The organism is Roseomonas sp. 18066 (assembly GCF_902706185.1).
Lineage (GTDB): Bacteria > Pseudomonadota > Alphaproteobacteria > Acetobacterales > Acetobacteraceae > Pseudoroseomonas.
The window spans coordinates 15,213-30,860 of record NZ_CACSJM010000015.1; the positions used below are offsets into that span (position 1 = coordinate 15,213).

Sequence of the window (15,648 nt, forward strand, 5' to 3'; positions counted from 1 at the left end):
CGCAATCATAACCGGTTCTCGGCCCCATAATCCGCGATCAATTGTGATGTGGCGAGAAATAATATTGTTCTTGTTCTCCGCCGCGCCCCGGTATGTTGCCCCGGGGCGGATTGCCGCGCCGCATGCGCACCCGCTTGACCTGCGGGGCGCCGGCGCCGGGCAGCCGCGATGTTTTGCGAGGCAAGGTGAATGAGATGCCGTTGACCGAGATCATGGCGCTGTTCTGGCGCCGCAAGTTCCTGCTGGTGCTGGTTGCCGTGACCGCCGGGGCCTTCGGCTTCCTGGCCGCCAAGGCGACCCCCGGACGCTATGTCGCCGAGGGGCTGCTGCTCTTCGATGCGCCGCAGGCGCCGATCCCGGAGCTGAACCAGTTCGTCCCCGCCCAGGCGCCGCCCAACCAGCGGATCCGCACCGAGGCCGATGTGCTGCGCTCGCGCCGCCTGGCCGAGGAGGTCGCCGGCCGCACCGCCATCCTGCCCGCCGAGGAGGCCGGCCCGCTCGGCCAGCTGCCCCGCCTGGCGATGGAGACGGCGCGCGGCTGGATCGAGCTGGCCCGCGCCCGCCTCGGCCTGCCCGCCGAGACCGCCCCCGCCGGGCCGGCGCCGGTCGAGCTGTCGCCGGCGCAGCTGCAGGTCGAGGCGATGCAGCAGCATCTCGACATCCGCACCACCGACAACAGCAATGTCGTCGCCGTCCGCTTCGTCTCCAGCGCGCCGCTGATCGCCGCCGGCGTCGTCAACACGCTGATGGAGCGCTACATCGCCAGCGACATCGCCGCCAAGCGCGACGCCACCGGCCAGGCCAATGTGTGGCTGACCGAGCGGCTGGCCGCGCTGCGCGAGGAGATGGAGGCGGCCGACCTGCGCATCCAGGCCTTCCGCCGCGCCTCCGGCCTGCTGGAGACCTCGGCCGGCACCACCAGCACGGTGCAGCTGACCGAGGAGCAGACCCGCGTCGCCATCGCCCGCCAGGACCTGACCCGCGCCATGGCGGCGCTGGAGAATTCGGTCCGTGCCGGCAGCCGCGGCGCCACCTCGGAAGCCATGGCCTCGCCGGTGCTGCAGTCGATGCGGGCGCGCGAGGCGGAGATCGTGCAGCGCGCCGCCGCCCTGACCCGCCAGCTCGGCGCCAGCCACCCCGACCGCATGGCGGTGGAGGCCGAGCTGCGCGGCCTGCGCGCCGAGATCGGCGCGGAGGTGTCGCGCGTCGGCGGCGCCCTGCGCGGCGATGTCGATGCCGCCCGTACCCGCCTCGAGAACGCGCAGGCCGCGCTGGAGACCTCGCGCAACTCCGCCAAGGGCGGCGCCGAGGCCGGGGTGACCCTGGCCCAGCTGACCCGCGATGCCGAGGCGCGCCGTCAGGTCTACCAGACCTTCATGGTGCGCACCGAGCAGACCCGGCTGTCGACCGCGCAGTTCCCGATGGCCCGCGTCATCTCGCCGGCGGCCACCCCGTTCCGGCCGATCGGCCCCTCCAACGGCGTGATCGCCGCCTTCAGCGCGCTGGTGGCGCTGCTGCTGGCCGCCGCCGTCATCGTGCTGCGCAGCGGCCGCCATCGCACCATCACCGGCCCGGGCGAGCTCGCCATGATCACCGGCGTGCAGACCGTGGGCAGCCTGCCGCGGCTGGGCAGCGGCCGGCGCAACGGCATGCCGAACCTGGTGCTGGATAAGGGTGATTCGCATATCGCCGAGACGCTGCGGGCGCTGCGCCTCAACCTGCGCAGCGTCGGCCGCGACGGCCTGGCCAACACCGTGCTGGTGACCTCGCCCTCGGTCGGCGACGGCAAGACGACGCTGGCCGTGGCGCTGGCCCGGCTCTGCGCCGCCGACGGCATGAAGGTGCTGCTGCTGGAGACCGACATGCGGCGGCCGAAGATCGCCGACACGCTGGGCCATACCCGCTGGCACAGCAGCATCGAGGCGGTGCTGGCCGGCAATATCGACCTCGACGACGCGGTGCATGTCGACGAGCGCTCGGGCCTGCATTGCCTGCTGTCCGACCGGAGCGCTGCCAACCCGCAGCAGCTGCTGGAGGCGCCGGCCTTCCGCAGCCTGCTGGAGCGCGCCCGCCGCGACTACCAGATGGTCATCCTGGACAGCCCGCCGATCATGCGCGTGGCCGATGCGGTGCTGCTGTCGCCGCAATGCGACGTGGTGCTGATGGCCGTCGCCTGGGAGCGGACGCCGGCCGACATGGTGGCCGAGGCGATCCGCCGCCTGCCGGAGGAGGTGCGCAGCCGCGCCGCCACGGTGCTGACCCGGGTGCGCCCGGGCAAGCTGGATCCGCTGAGCTACTATGCCGGCTATGCCCGCAGCGGCAGCAGCCGGGCCCTGCCGCGCCTGCCCGCCCCCACCAACTGACTGTTCCCAGGACCGCTGCGCCGATGGCGCGGCGGTGCGGGCCTTGAAAACCCCCGACAGCAAAAAACCCGGGAGCCTCGCGGCTCCCGGGGTTTTCGCTGTCGGTTCAGCGGGCCTTATCGGCCCGGCTGCAGCGCCACCGCCGGGCGCAGGCTGCCCCAGGCGGCGGCCATCGCTTCCCGCTCGCGCAGCCCGGCCGGAATGTCCGGCGCCCGCCGACCGCGCGCCGGCAGGCTGGCGGCGATCGATAAGGCAGCGGGCGGCAAGGCGGCGGGCGGCAAGGCAGCGGGCGGCGCGGCGCGCAGCCCCTGCCAGGCCATGGCCAGCGCGTCGCGCCGCGCCTGGGCCGGGTCGATCGGCGCCGGGCCGGACGGCGGCAGCAGCCGGCGGCGCTGGGCGAGCGCCGGCCCGCCGCCGGCCGGCCAGTTCGCCAGCACGCGCAGGCGATAGGCCTCGGCGCGCTCGGCGGTGCCGGAATGATAGAGCCCCGCCGCCGTCACCCAGTCGCCCGAGGCGGCCTGCAGCCGGCGCAGGAAGCCCGCGGCATAGCGGGCATTGGCCAGCGGGTCGAAGGCGTCCTCGAGGCTGGCGAAGGCGGTGGGGTGGTGGTGCAGGTTGACCTGCAGGCAGCCGACATCGATCAGCCGCACGCCGCGCGCCAGCAAATCGCGCACCGCCGTCACCGCGTCCTGCCGGTTGTCGAAATACTGGCCGCCGCCCTCGGCATTGATGGTCCAGGGCCAGGGGCCGGCGCTGCCGCTGCCCGGATCGGGGCGGCCGCTCTCGACGAGGGCGATGGCCGCCAGCAGCTGTGGCGGCAGCCGGGCCTCGCGCTCGGCCGCCTGCACGGCGGCGCGGCACAGCGCGCCCGGCGAGGCGGGCAGCGGCGTCGCCGCCGCTCCGCCAGCCAGCGCTGTGCCGCCCGCCAGAGTCAGGGCGAAGGCGGCACCCAGGTAGCGGCGCGCCGCCCGCCCTGGCTCACAGCCCGCGCTCATAGACGTTGATCACGTCGCCCGGCAGCAGCAGCGACTGGCGCTGGCCCAGATATTCCCGCGCCTTGCCGTCGGCGTCGATGCGGGTGATCGAGACGCGGTCGGTGACCGCGCGGTAGTTGAAGCCGCCGGAGATGGCCACCGCCGACAGCACGCTCATGCCCGGCTGGTAGGGCGTCTGGCCGCCGCGCTCGACCATGCCGAGCACGAAGACGGGGCGGTACTCGGCGACCTCGATGGCGACGGCGGGGTCGTTGAACAGGTTGCGCGCCTTCAGCGCCGCCTCGACCGAGCGCTCGAGCTCGGTGGTGCTGCGGCCGACCGCCGGGACGGCGCCGACCAGCGGCAGGGCGATGGCGCCGGTGTCGGTGATGCGGAACTCGCCGGTCAGCCGCGGGTCGTTGAAGACGGTGACGCGCAGCTGGTCGCCGACGCCGAGCTGATAGGCCATGGGCTCGCGCAGCGGCAGCGGCGTCAGATCGGCGCCCGGCGTGCCGCAGGCGGCGAGCAGGGTGAGGGCCATACCGGCGGCCATGACCTTGGCGCGGCGCGCGAGGCGGGGGAGGGTGTGCATGCTCACTCCTGGCGTCTGGGGCAGGCGCCGCGCGGCGCGCCCCGGGGGGGGATATCGCGGCATGGCGGCGGGGGGCCGCTGGCCGCGACCGGGAGGACGAGCACCGCCGGCACCGTGCAGCACCTGCACGGACCCGCCCCCCCGGGAATTCTTCTCATGGCGGGCAGCAGGGCCTTGCGGCCGCGCTGCCCGATGGACGGCGCTACAGCGCCATGCGCAGCCGCAGCATCACCTGGTCGCGGCCGTATTCGCGGATGCCCTCCGGCGCCTCCAGCCGCTCCGTGTGCTGGTAGGTGGCGACGAGGGCCAGGTTGCGGGTGATCAGGTAGCGGGCCTCGGCCAGCGCGATGCCGTCGCTGACCGTGCCGCCATCCTGCGGATACTTGCGCCGCTCGCCGCGGATCTCGCCGCTGACGATGACATTGCGCAGCAGCTCGTGGTCGACGCGCAGCCGCGCCGCGGTGCGGGTGTAGCTGACGCTGCTCTCGCGGATCGATTCCTCGATGCTGCGCTGCGCGGTGACGGTGATCGTCGTCAGCTGCGAGGCGGCATAGCTGACCTCGCCCTCGAAGGCCGGGCCGGACAGCGCCTTGCGCCCGGGCTCCTCGTAGTCGCGGTTGCGGTAGCCGGCCAGCAGCCGGACGCGCACCAGCCCGTTGGCGTCGTAGCGGATGCCGCCCTGCGCCTCCCAGGTGAAGGAATCGCGGCCGCTCTGGTCGCCGCGCTCGTAGGAGATGTCCTGCAGCCGCACCAGCCCGATCACCGAGCGGCCGGGCAGCAGGCTGTAATCCGCGGTGAACTCGCCCAGCAGGGTGTTGTAGTCGTTGGTCGAGACCGTGTCGCGCTGGCCGTTGACCGTGACATCCTGGTAGCGGATGCGGCGATACTCGACCGAGCTGCCGAGCTCGAGGCGGTTGAAGGCGGCGGTGCCGGCGAGCTGGACGATGTCGGTGTCGATCGGCACCGGCACGCGGCCGGTATTGCCGTCCTGCAGGTCGAAATTGTCGACGTCGATATGGCTGCGGACATGGTCGTAGCGCAGCCGGATGTTGGAGGCGCGGCCGATGTCGTAGCGGCCGCCCGCCCCGACGCTCCAGTCGTTCCAGTTCAGGTCGCTGTCCTGGAAGTACTGCCGGGTGATCTGGCTGGCCGAGAGGCCCAGCGCATGGCGCGACCAGGTGGTCTGCGCGCCGAGGCTCAGCGCCTCCTCGGCGAAGCCGCCGGATCGCTGGCTGCCGGTGCCGGGCACCAGGTTGCTGTCGTAGCCGGCGCCCGCCTCCAGCGCCGCGTCCAGCCGGAAGCCGCCGGCGCGGATGCCGGCCGGGTCGTAATCCGGCCGCTGCCGGGTCATCACCGTGACGCCGCGCGCCGTGGCCTCGGGCGTGAAGGATTGGGCACTGGCCTCGGCGGCGCCGAGCAGCAGGGCGGGAAGGCCTGCGATCCAGGCCAGGCGCTGCGGCATGGAGCGGAGGCGAGGGCGGCGGCGAGGGGGCTTGCGCGTCGTCATTGCGATAAAGATACGGCGCAGCTCGGCCTGCGACCAGACTTCTTCGTTGTTTTCGCACAGTTTGCTTGGCACGAAACCGATCTTGCGATTTTCCCGGCTTTGCGGCGCCTGGCCGTGCCGGATTTGCGTCAGAGGAAAGCCGGTTTGCGCGTCCTGCGCGAAAGCCGGCACGGCACCGGCGGCCGATCCACCAGGGACCGGTTCCGCCAGCTTGCGATTTTCAGCATCGGCGGCGTTGCGCGGCGCATTTCCCGGCGCGGCGCCGGCCAGGACGGCGCGCGATTCGCGGCAAGCGTCAGCGCAGCAGGAGGGCCGCGAGCAGGGCCCAGAAGACCAGCGCGAGGCCGAGGCCGAGCAGGATGCCGAAGGCCGGGCCGCGGCCGCCCGGCCGCACGCGGTCGTCGCGGGCAGGATCATCGGCCGCATCGCCCGCGACGGGCGCATCGGCGCGGTGTCCCGGGTCCCGGCGCGGCCGCAGCCAGCGGGTGAGGCGAGAGGGGGCGTGATCGTGCACGCGGCGGTTCCTGTCCCATCCCCCGCCGCACCGCGCGGCGCGGGGCAAGGCTGCATGGCATGCAAGAATTTCACAGCGCTTGCGGGCCGGCAATGCGGCACGGCCCCAGGGAAGATGCCAGGGAAGATGCCAGGGAAGATACCCGCGAAGACACCCGCGAAGGTCTCGGGCGAGGTGGCGGCACGGGTCCGGCGGAAAGCCAGGCGACGGGACAGAAGCCCGGGGAGCAAGGAGAGCGTCATGATCGGAGCCGCCGTGGAAGCCGGGCGCGGGGGCGCCTCAGCAGGCGCCGCGGCGGACCAGGACGGCGGGCACCGTCTTGGCCAGGATCACCAGGTCGAACCACAGCGAGAAACGCTCGACGTAATGCACGTCCAGCTCGATGCGCTGGGCGTAGCTGGTGTCGCTGCGACCGCTGATCTGCCACAGCCCGGTGATGCCCGGCCGCACCGCCAGGTAGTGCGAGGCATGCGTGCCGTAATGCTCGGTCAGCTCGGCCTGCACGACGGGGCGCGGCCCGACCAGGCTCATGTCGCCGCGCAGCACGTTGAACAGCTGCGGCAGCTCGTCGAGGCTGGTGGCCCGCAGCACCCGGCCGATCCGGGTGATGCGCGGGTCACGCTTCAGCTTGCGCGTGTTGCGCCACAGCTCGGCCGCCTCCGCGTCCTCGGCCAGCAGCTTGGCCAGGGCCGCCTCGGCATCGGGCACCATGCTGCGGAACTTCAGGCAGCCGAAGCTTTGCCCGTCGCGGCCGACGCGGCGGTGGCTGAAGAAGGCGCCCTTGCCGTCGCGCAGCACCAGCAGGGTGATGACCAGCATCACCGGCATCAGCACCAGCAGCATGGTCGAGGCCAGCAGGATATCGAGCCCCCGCTTGCCGGCATGCTGCCAGGAGCGAGGCCTTGCCGCCCGGGGGGCAGCGGGGGCGGCCTTCCCAGTCCGAGGGCCCATGGGGATATGGCCCTCGCCTCGTGCAGGCGAGGTTTGAGCGGCCAGGCCGGCTTCCGTCATACGCTGAGCTCCCGGTCAGAGGCAGAGCCATCCAAGTCTGGGCGAGCTTCGGGGGAAGCTGGTCCGGTGATGGGGAGAATACTTGGGAGGAGAGGAGGTCTGTCAATTGAAAACAAAGGACTTTTCGGTTCACCCAAGAGGTAAAACAGCATCAAAACCGGGCGTGGAACGTGCAAATATTTACGCCTGAAGAAATCGAAACCGCAGGATTTGAGCGGGGCGTGCTGCGCTGCAGCAGAGGACACCCTCTGAAGTTTGCGCGAGCGGCGGCGGGGGGCCGGGCCAGGGCCGCGGCGCTTGCCAGAATCGGCGCCGCGAATCGGGGCCGATCGCCGTGCCGGCAAGCAAACAATCGAAAACCGGCCGCTGGGCCGTATCCTGCCCGCCGCCGCGAGATTCGGCCCTTGCACGGTCTCAGGCCGCCTGCAGCGGGCGGATCGCGGCGGCGCAGCGGCCGGCCAGCGCCTCCATGCCGGCGATGCCGGCGAAGCTGGCGGCCAGGTCGGCCAGCCGCGCCTGCAGCCCTGGCTCCAGCCGCAGCCCGCCATCCTCCAGCGCCGGCAGCAGCGCCTCGGCGAAGAGCATCATGATCGGGCGGTAGCGCTGCATCTGCGCCGCATTGGCCGCCCATTCCGGCGCCGCGCCCCACCAGAGGATCTCCAGCAGCCGCGCCGGGGCGAAGCCGCCGAGGCTGGCCGCCGCCACCGCGCGCACCGCCTCCAGCAGCGCCTGCTTGGCCAGGGCGTCGTCGGGCCGCGCCGTCAGGGTCTCCTGCAGCTGGGCCAGCGCCGCCCGCAGCGCCGCCGGCGGGCAGGGCGCCACGCGGGCGCCGATCATGGTGCCGCTGCGGTCGGCGAATTGCGTCGGCGCCTCCAGCGCATTGACCAGCGGGTGGTAGTCGTGCCGCTCGCTCCAGTCGAACTGGCCGCGGAAGAAGCTTTCGTCGTAGCCGCAGGGGACGCCGAGGAAGCGGATGCCGACCGGCCGGCCGCTGGCGGCGATCTGGTGCAGGGCGAGCTCCAGCGTGTTCACCGGCCAGCCCAGGTCGACGGCGCTCCAGAAGCTGTCGGGGGCCTGCTGCCCGGCCAGCGCCAGGGCGTTCAGCAGCAGATGCGTCGCCTGGCGCAGGTTCTGCACGTTGAAATGCCGGTCCGGCCCGTGCAGCCCGACCAGCCCCGCCTCGATCCCCTCGGCGATTTCCCGGGCGACGACGCCGTTCTCCAGCACATGGGTGAAGCGCGTCATGGCGAAGAGGGTCGGCCCCTCGGCCCGCGCCGCGGCCATCCACTGCGCCTCGGCCAGCTTCTTCGAGGCGGTGTAGACATGGTCGGTCAGATAGGCATAGCACTTGCCGGTCGAGGAATAGACCGCATGCGCCACGCCGGCGCGCTGGCAGGCCTCGATGACGTTGCGGGTGCCATAGACGTTTGTCTCGATGGCCTCGCGCACCACGCGCTCGGCCATGCCGGGCTCGCGGATGCTGGCCAGGTGGAAGACGACCTCGGGGCGGGTGGCGGCGAAGATCTCGGCCAGCTCGGCAGGGTCGCGGATGTCGCCCTGCGCCCAGATGCCCTCGCCCTGGTGCGGCACGCGGTCCAGATTGACCAGCACCGCGGGCTGGAAGCCGGCGATCAGCCGCCGCAGCCGGGTGCCGACGCAGCCCGAGCCGCCGGTCACCAGCACCCGCCGGCCGCGCAGCCGCCGCGCCACCGCCTCGGCCTGCAGCGCGACGCTGCGCGACATGGCCAGGGTCAGCGGGTCCTCGGCCAGCCGGCCCTCGGCGCGCATGGCGTCGATCAGCGTGGCGGTGGCGGCCTGCAGCGCCGGCGCCAGGCCGGGCGGCAGCGGGGCGGGCAGGTCGGCGGGACAGAGCTCGGCGAGGTGCCGGATCAGCGTGGCGCTGCTGGGCGAAGGCATGGCGACGGAATCCCTGCTGCGGAAGGCTTTTTGTCGGTTCAGGCGGAGCCGGCGGGGCGGCGGCTACCCGCTGGCGGAGAGCGGCGCGGCCAGCGCGGCGTCAGGCTCGGCGCGCGGGCCGCGCCAGGCGGCGAAGCCGCCCTCCAGATCGATCAGCAGCGCCGGGTCGTGCCCGGCCGCGACCAAAGCGCGGATCACCGCGGCGCTGCGCAGCCCGGCCTGGCAATAGACCACCACGGGGTCGCGCCCGGCGAAGGGGCCCGGCAGGCTGCCGCCCGCCTGCAGCAGGCTGTCCAGATCGGGCTTCGGCCGCAGCCGCGCGCCGGGGATGACGCCGCCCGCCCATTCCGCCGGGTTGCGCACGTCGCAGAGCAGCGGCGCCGCGCCGGCGGCCAGCAGCGCTTCCAGCTCGGCGGCGGTGATGGTGCCGCCCGGCGGCGCCGCGGCGCAGACCATGCGCTCGGTGCGCAGCACGATCTCCTCGCGCGGCAGGCTGCAGCAGGGGCAGTTCGGATCCTTGGCCAGGGTGATGCTGTCGAAGCCGAGCGTCAGCCCGTCATAGATCAGCATGCGGCCGATCATCGGCGTGCCGATGCCGGTCAGCAGCTTGATCGCCTCGGTCGCCTGCAAGGTGCCGATGACGCCGGGCAGCACGCCCAGCACGCCGGCCTCGGCGCAGTTCGGCGCCAGCTCGACCGGCGGCGGCGCCGGGAAGAGGCAGCGGTAGCACGGGCCCTGCCGCGCATCGAAGACGCTGAGCTGGCCGTCGAAGCGCAGCACGCCGCCGAAGACATTCGGCTTGCCCAGCCGCACGCAGGCGTCGTTGACCAGGTAGCGGGTCGGGAAATTGTCGGTGCCGTCGATGACGACGTCATAGCCGCCGATCAGCGCCAGCGCGTTCTCCTCGGTCAGGTAGACGTCGTGCCGCTCGATCGTGACATCGGGGTTGAGGTCGCGCATGCGGGCGGCGGCACTTTCCGTCTTCGGCCGGCCCAGCGTCGAATGGCCATGCGCGATCTGCCGCTGCAGGTTGGTCTCCTCCACCCGGTCGGGGTCGACCAGGCCGATGCGGCCGACGCCGGCGGCGGCGAGATACAGCGCGGTCGGGCTGCCCAAGCCGCCGCAGCCGACCAGCAGCACGCTGCCGGCCTTCAGCCGCCGCTGCGCCGCCTGGCCGAATTCGGGCATCACCAGGTGGCGGCCGAAGCGGCGCAGCTCGCTGGGACTGAGCTCGGGAAGGGTGTCCGGCATGGCGCCTCAGCCCCCCGCGATGCTGGCCAGGATGCGGATCTCGTCGGCGGCGGCGACCGGCGTCGCCAGCCCCTGCAGCAGGCGGATGTCCTGGCCGTTCTTCGAGACCACGACGAAATGCCGCAGCGCGCCGGCGGCGAAGAGATGGCTGCGCATCTCCGGCGTCTCGGCGGTCAGGCTGTCGAGGATGGCGGCGACGGTGTGGCCGGGCACGGAGACCCGGGCTTGCTGCCCGGTGTAATGGCGCAGGGCGCTCGGGACCAGGACGACAGGCATGCGGCAGTCCTTTGCAGGCCGGGGGGAATCGCGACAGGCGGGGTGGGGTCGGGGGTGTCGCATCGGGGAAGCGAGGAACAGCATAGAGCCCGCGATGTAACGGCAAAGCTCTATCATTATTTTCCCGCATCAACTCACGGAAAGGTGCGTTTTTACTTGAGTATCCCGGCATGCGCGGGGCGAAATTCAGAAGTAATTTCTTTTCAAAACACGGATAATTCTCCTGGGTTACTGGTGAATGTTTCGCCTTCAGGAAAGAAATCACCCTGGAGGCAAAGCGCCCCTCACGGGCAACCGGAGACCGGTCGCGGGCGTTTCTCGCCGCCTTATTGCCGGCTTGTCATCTGCCGTCTTGAGGCGCCGCCAGCCCCGTCTTTCCAGGGGCCGGCGCCACCCGGCCGCGCCGAGGGTGCAGCGCAGCAACAGCCAAGCCTCGCGCCGCAGGCCGAAACCCCTGCCGCCGGGCCTGCCGCCCCCCAGGCAGCGCGGCGGAAGCGGCTGCGATTATTGGCGCCTGGCCCCGGTTTGCCCTGGCGCGGGGCTCGGCGTAGGACAGCAGGACCCCGCTGGCCTGGAAGCACGCCCATGAACCCGAACCGTCGAGCCTGGCGCCCCCTGATCATGGGCCGTCGCGCCGCCATCGCGACCAACCATCCGGAGGCCACCGCCGCCGGCATGGCCATGCTGCGCCAGGGCGGCAATGCGGCCGACGCCGCCGCCGCCATCAGCCTGGCGCTGGGCGTGGCCGAGCCGCATATGTCGGGCCTCGGCGGCGACGGTTTTTCCACTGTCTTCATCGCCGGCGATCGCGGGCCGGGGTATTGCTACAACGGCTCCGGCGCCGCGCCGGCGGCGGCCACCGCCGACCGCTACCCCGAGGGGCTGGCCGATGCCGGGCCGGGCGCCGTCTCGACGCCGGGGTGCCTGGCCGGCATCCATGCGATGCAGCGCGCCCATGGCAAGCTTCCCTGGGCCGATGTGGTGCAGCCGGCGATCGCGCTCGCCCGCGACGGCGTCGCCGCCACCCACAGCTTCCGCCGCTTCGCCCGCGCCGCGCTGGGCCGCATCCGGGCCGACGCCAACACCGCCGCCACCTTCCTGCGCGACGGCGAGGTGCCGGCGGTCGGCACGCTGATCACCCAGCCGCGCCTGGCCGCCACCCTGGAAGCCGTGGCCGAGGGCGGTGCCGACGCCTTCTACCGCGGCGCCCTGGCGGCGCGCCTCGCCGCCGACCTCGCCGCCGTCGGCGCCATCTCGACCGCCGCCGACCTGGCCGCGACCGAGGGCGAGGCCACCGCGCCGATCAGCATTGCCTACCGTGGCTACGAGGTGCGGCAGTCGCCGCCGAACTCCATGGGCTTCGTGCTGCTGCAGGAGCTGAAGATCGTCGAGCGCTTCGACCTGTCCGGCCTGGCGGAAGGCTCGGCCGAGCTGCTGCATCTGCTGGTCGAGGCCAAGAAGCTCGCCTTCCTCGACCGTGAGCGCCATGCCAGCGACCCCAAGGCCAACCCGCTGCCGCTCCACCGCCTGCTGTCGGACGGTTACGCCGCGACGCTGGCGGCCCAGATCGACCCGGCCCGCGCCGCCAGCATCCCGCTGCGCCACGAGATGCCCAATGACGGCAACACCACCTATTTCTGCGTGGTGGACGAGGAAGGCAACGCCGTCTCGGCGATCCAGAGCCTGAACAGCCCCTTCGGCGCCGGCGTGCAGGCGCCGGAAACCGGCATCCTGCTGAACAACCGCCTGACCACCTGGCACCTGGACCCCAGCCATCCCAATGCCCTGGTCCCGGGCAAGCGGGTGCGCCACACCATGAACGCGCCGATGATCCTGAAGGACGGGAAAGTGTGGGCCGTGCTCGGCACCCCGGGCGCCGACAACCAGGTGCAGATCAACCTGCAGACCGTGGTCAGCCTGGTCGATATCGGCCTCGACCCGCAGCTGGTCGCCGAGGCGCCGCGCTGGAGCAGCAGCCAGCCCGGCCAGGAAGCCAATTGGCCGCATGGCGGCAATGACGCCCTGACCCTGGAAGAGGGTTTTCCCACCGAGACGGTGGAGGGCCTCAAGGCCCGCGGGCATCAGATCAAGTTCGTGCCGCCGCTGGAGGGCCCCTGCAGCATCGAATGCATCCGCGTGCTGGAGAACGGCGTGCGCATGGCGGGCAGCGATCCCCGGCGGGATGGCTGGGCCGCGGCTTACTGAGGAACAGAACAATGTCGCGTGACGATGTGGTGGCCGCCGCCGCCGGGCTGATCGACAGTGGCGCCTTCCAGGCCCTGTTGGAACGCCGGGTGGCCTATCCCACCGAAAGCCAGAACCCCGACCGCGCCCCGGTCCTGCTGGCCTATCTCGAGGAGGAGATGGTCCCGGCGCTGGCCGCCATGGGCTTTTCGTCAGAAATCCTGCCGAACCCGTCGCCGGACCAGGCGCCCTTCCTGATCGCCTCCCGCCTGGAAGACCCGGCGCGGCCGACGGTGCTGGTCTATGGCCATGGCGACACCGTGCGCGGCCAGGACGCCGAATGGCGCGAGGGCCTGGCCCCCTGGCGCATCACCGTCGAGGGCGACCGCTGGTACGGCCGCGGCACCGCCGACAACAAGGGCCAGCACAGCATCAACCTGTCGGCGCTGGAGCAGGTCATCGCCGCCCGCAACGGCAAGCTGGGCTTCAACGTCAAGCTGCTGCTGGAGATGGGCGAGGAGACCGGCTCCCCGGGCCTCGCCGCCTTCTGCGACCAGCAGCGCGAGAAGCTGGCCGCCGATGTGCTGATCGCCTCCGACGGCCCGCGCCTGGCCGCCGAGCGGCCCACCATCTTCCTGGGCTCCCGTGGCGCCTTCAATGTCGAGCTGCGCCTCGACGCCCGGCAGCGCGGCTTCCATTCCGGCAATTGGGGCGGTGTCATCCGCAACCCGGCCACCATCCTGGCCAGCGCCATCGCCAGCATGGTCGACGCCCAGGGCCGGCTGCTGGTGGAAGAGCTGCGCCCACGCGGCATCGGCAACTCGGTGCGCGCGGCGCTGGCCGATGTCACCGTCGGCGGCGGCCCCTCCGACCCCGAGATCGATGCCGGCTGGGGCGAGCCCGGCCTGTCCCCCGCCGAGCGCCTCTTCGCCTGGAACACGCTGGAAGTCCTGGCCATGGGCGCCGGCAACCCGGCCGCCCCGGTGAACGCCGTGCCGCCCTCGGCCATGGCGGTGGTGCAGCTGCGCTTCGTCGTCGGCACCGACCCCACCCGCATCGTCCCCGCCATCCAGGAACACCTGGCCGCCCGCGGCTTCGGCGATATCCAGGTGATCAGCAAGCGGCAGGACCCGTCGCCGGCCACCCGGCTGGACCCGGAAGACCCCTGGGTGGTCTGGGCCGCCAGCTCGATCCGCCGCACCACCGGCAGCGCGCCCGCCATCCTGCCCAATATCGGCGGCACCCTGCCCAACCACGTCTTCGCCGAGATCCTGGCCCTGCCGACGGTCTGGATCCCGCATTCCTACGCCGCCTGCTCCCAGCACGCGCCGGATGAACACATCCTGGTGCCTCTCACGCGCGAAGCCCTGGCGATGATGGCGGGGATCTTCTTCGATCTTGGAGAGGACGGGGCTCCAGGCAGATAAGAAAAAGGCCAGGGGAATGAATTCCCCTTTTTCTTTCGGACTGCCGTGTCCACGTGGAGACAGTACGTGAAACGGCCCAGCGACAGCGCGACCTTCGAGGTCGCGCTGTTTTCACATGATGGCGCCCCGCCGTGATGCCCGGGCGACGGTGCCGTCGAAGCGCTGGCCGCCGAACGGCCGGTGATCAGAAAAAAGATGGGGGCCTGGGGGAATTCATTCCCCCAGCCTTCTCGGCTTTTACTTAAACCCGAACTCTGCTTCCGCGATCGTCAGGCTCTCATCGATGGCCTGCACCGCCCCGGCCAGCTCTTCGTCGGTCGCGACCAGGGGCGGCACCAGCTGGATGGTGCCCATCAGCCGGGTCAGCACGCCGCGCTCTTCCAGCAGCGTCGACAGGCGCTGGATATAGGGGTGGCGCAGGGCGGCGAGGCCCTTGCCGAAGCCTTCCCTGGTCGCCTTGTCCTGCACCAGGTCGATGACGTAGAGCGCGCCGCGGCCGCGGATGTCGCCGACGCTGGGATGCGCGGCCATCGGCGCCAGCAGCCGGTCCAGCGTCGCGCCGATGCGCAGGCCGGCGGTGTCGAGGCCCTCGCGCTGCAGGATGTCGAGATTGGCCAGCGCGGCGGCCGCGGCGACGGCCTGGCCGCCGAAGGTCAGCAGGTGGGCCAGCATGGCGTCGCTGTCCTTGAAGACCTCCCAGGCGGCCTCGCTGACGGCGACGGCGCCCATCGGCACGTAGCCGGAGGTCAGGCCCTTGGCCATGGTCATCAGGTCGGGCACCACGCCGAACTGCTCCATCGCGAACAGGCTGCCGGTGCGGCCGAAGCCGCAGATGACCTCGTCGGCGATCATCAGCACGCCGTGGCGGGTGCAGATCTCGCGGATCTTCTGCCAGTAAGCGTTGGAGGGCACATGGGTGCCGTTGGCGGCCGAGATCGGCTCGGCGATGAAGGCGGCGACGGTGTCGGCGCCCTGGGCCAGGATTTCTGCCTCCAGCGCCTCGGCGCAGCGCAGGTCGCCGGCCTCGCCGTCCAGGCCGAACTCATTCCTGTAGCGATTGGGGGAGGGGATGAAGCTGACGCCCTCCATGAAGGGCGCGAAATAGTCGGCGTTGCGGCCGAAGCTGACGCTCATCGCGCCGAAGGTGGCGCCGTGATAGCCGCCCTTGCGGGCGATCACCTTGCGGCGGGCGGGGAAGCCGCGCAGCGTCTGGATCTGCTTGGCGATCTTCAGCGCGCTTTCCACCGCCTCCGACCCGCCCGAGCAGTAGAAGATGCGGTTCAGGTCGCCCGGCGTCAGGCTGGCCAGGCGGTCGGCGAGCTCCGCCGCCGGGCGGTTGGTCATGGTCGCCGAGGAGACATAGGCCAGCCGCTTCGCCTGCGCGCCGATGGCGTCCGCGATCTCGGCGCGGCCATGGCCGACATTGACCACGTAGAGGCCCGACAGCGCGTCGAAATAGCGTCGCCCATGGCTGTCATACAGGAAAGAGCCCTCGGCGCGGTCGATCACCTTCAGCTTGCCGCCCTGTTCCAGGTCGTTCCACTGGGCGCTGTGGATCCAGACATGGTCCAGCGCCGCCTGCTCGACGGGCTGGCGCAGGAGGTGGTGATCGATCTTGCTGTCCATGGCGGA

At 71.8% G+C, this 15,648-nt stretch carries 13 protein-coding genes; 3 read left to right on the forward strand and 10 right to left on the reverse strand.

The window, feature by feature from the left end:
- Positions 1-37 precede the first annotated feature (37 nt).
- Complete coding sequence (locus tag GVN67_RS04975) at positions 38-214, reverse strand: hypothetical protein (RefSeq protein WP_159993417.1); 177 nt, start codon at positions 212-214, stop codon at positions 38-40.
- Between GVN67_RS04975 and GVN67_RS04980 the strand changes: the two genes are divergently transcribed.
- The gene (locus GVN67_RS04980) at positions 201-2,363 is read left to right on the forward strand and encodes an AAA family ATPase (protein WP_159993419.1); all 2,163 of its coding nucleotides are present in this window, start codon (positions 201-203) and stop codon (positions 2,361-2,363) included. The genes GVN67_RS04975 and GVN67_RS04980 overlap by 14 nt on opposite strands.
- Before the next feature lie 116 nt (positions 2,364-2,479).
- Here the strand turns inward: GVN67_RS04980 and GVN67_RS04985 are convergent, their stop codons facing one another.
- The 8 genes from GVN67_RS04985 to GVN67_RS05020 all read right to left on the reverse strand — a co-directional run bounded on the left by GVN67_RS04985 (position 2,480) and on the right by GVN67_RS05020 (position 10,405).
- Entirely contained in the window at positions 2,480-3,358 is an 879-nt protein-coding gene (locus GVN67_RS04985) for a lytic transglycosylase domain-containing protein (RefSeq protein WP_159993421.1), read from the reverse strand.
- A complete protein-coding gene (locus tag GVN67_RS04990) occupies positions 3,342-3,929 on the reverse strand; it encodes a polysaccharide biosynthesis/export family protein (protein WP_159993423.1) in 588 nt (195 codons plus the stop codon). The genes GVN67_RS04985 and GVN67_RS04990 overlap by 17 nt, the downstream gene beginning before the upstream one ends.
- Positions 3,930-4,131: 202 nt before the next feature.
- The gene (locus GVN67_RS04995; protein WP_159993425.1) at positions 4,132-5,391 is read right to left on the reverse strand and encodes an outer membrane beta-barrel protein; all 1,260 of its coding nucleotides are present in this window, start codon (positions 5,389-5,391) and stop codon (positions 4,132-4,134) included.
- A 340-nt stretch (positions 5,392-5,731) separates the two neighbouring features.
- The gene (locus GVN67_RS05000) at positions 5,732-5,950 is read right to left on the reverse strand and encodes a hypothetical protein (RefSeq protein WP_159993427.1); all 219 of its coding nucleotides are present in this window, start codon (positions 5,948-5,950) and stop codon (positions 5,732-5,734) included.
- A 279-nt stretch (positions 5,951-6,229) separates the two neighbouring features.
- Positions 6,230-6,901 (reverse strand): sugar transferase, encoded by a 672-nt coding sequence (locus GVN67_RS05005; protein WP_235034954.1) that lies wholly within the window; start codon positions 6,899-6,901, stop codon positions 6,230-6,232.
- Between the two features lie 474 nt (positions 6,902-7,375).
- The gene (locus tag GVN67_RS05010) at positions 7,376-8,878 is read right to left on the reverse strand and encodes a polysaccharide biosynthesis protein (protein ID WP_159993430.1); all 1,503 of its coding nucleotides are present in this window, start codon (positions 8,876-8,878) and stop codon (positions 7,376-7,378) included.
- Between the two features lie 63 nt (positions 8,879-8,941).
- Positions 8,942-10,129, reverse strand: coding sequence for a molybdopterin-synthase adenylyltransferase MoeB (gene moeB, locus GVN67_RS05015; RefSeq protein ID WP_159993432.1), 1,188 nt, complete (start codon positions 10,127-10,129; stop codon positions 8,942-8,944).
- A gap of 6 nt (positions 10,130-10,135) precedes the next feature.
- Positions 10,136-10,405, reverse strand: coding sequence for a MoaD/ThiS family protein (locus GVN67_RS05020; RefSeq protein ID WP_159993434.1), 270 nt, complete (start codon positions 10,403-10,405; stop codon positions 10,136-10,138).
- 621 nt (positions 10,406-11,026) lie between these two features.
- Between GVN67_RS05020 and ggt the strand changes: the two genes are divergently transcribed.
- Together ggt and GVN67_RS05030 are read left to right on the forward strand one after the other, a co-directional pair.
- The gene (ggt, locus tag GVN67_RS05025; protein WP_159993436.1) at positions 11,027-12,610 is read left to right on the forward strand and encodes a gamma-glutamyltransferase; all 1,584 of its coding nucleotides are present in this window, start codon (positions 11,027-11,029) and stop codon (positions 12,608-12,610) included.
- Positions 12,611-12,621: 11 nt separating this feature from the next.
- The gene (locus GVN67_RS05030) at positions 12,622-14,016 is read left to right on the forward strand and encodes a M20 family metallopeptidase (RefSeq protein ID WP_159993438.1); all 1,395 of its coding nucleotides are present in this window, start codon (positions 12,622-12,624) and stop codon (positions 14,014-14,016) included.
- Between the two features lie 237 nt (positions 14,017-14,253).
- Here the strand turns inward: GVN67_RS05030 and GVN67_RS05035 are convergent, their stop codons facing one another.
- Positions 14,254-15,642 (reverse strand): aspartate aminotransferase family protein, encoded by a 1,389-nt coding sequence (locus tag GVN67_RS05035; protein WP_159993440.1) that lies wholly within the window; start codon positions 15,640-15,642, stop codon positions 14,254-14,256.
- Positions 15,643-15,648 lie beyond the last annotated feature (6 nt).

Bases quoted from the DNA above. Each gene is read 5' to 3' on its own strand.
- GVN67_RS05010 (WP_159993430.1), bottom strand. From the start codon at position 8,878: ATGCCTTCGCCCAGCAGCGCCACGCTGATCCGGCACCTCGCCGAGCTC.
- GVN67_RS04975 (WP_159993417.1), bottom strand. From the start codon at position 214: ATGATCTCGGTCAACGGCATCTCATTCACCTTGCCTCGCAAAACATCG.
- GVN67_RS05005 (WP_235034954.1), bottom strand. From the start codon at position 6,901: ATGGGCCCTCGGACTGGGAAGGCCGCCCCCGCTGCCCCCCGGGCGGCA.
- moeB (WP_159993432.1), bottom strand. From the start codon at position 10,129: ATGCCGGACACCCTTCCCGAGCTCAGTCCCAGCGAGCTGCGCCGCTTC.
- ggt (WP_159993436.1), top strand. From the start codon at position 11,027: ATGGGCCGTCGCGCCGCCATCGCGACCAACCATCCGGAGGCCACCGCC.
- GVN67_RS04995 (WP_159993425.1), bottom strand. From the start codon at position 5,391: ATGCCGCAGCGCCTGGCCTGGATCGCAGGCCTTCCCGCCCTGCTGCTC.
- GVN67_RS05035 (WP_159993440.1), bottom strand. From the start codon at position 15,642: ATGGACAGCAAGATCGATCACCACCTCCTGCGCCAGCCCGTCGAGCAG.
- GVN67_RS04990 (WP_159993423.1), bottom strand. From the start codon at position 3,929: ATGCACACCCTCCCCCGCCTCGCGCGCCGCGCCAAGGTCATGGCCGCC.
- GVN67_RS05030 (WP_159993438.1), top strand. From the start codon at position 12,622: ATGTCGCGTGACGATGTGGTGGCCGCCGCCGCCGGGCTGATCGACAGT.
- GVN67_RS04985 (WP_159993421.1), bottom strand. From the start codon at position 3,358: ATGAGCGCGGGCTGTGAGCCAGGGCGGGCGGCGCGCCGCTACCTGGGT.
- GVN67_RS05020 (WP_159993434.1), bottom strand. From the start codon at position 10,405: ATGCCTGTCGTCCTGGTCCCGAGCGCCCTGCGCCATTACACCGGGCAG.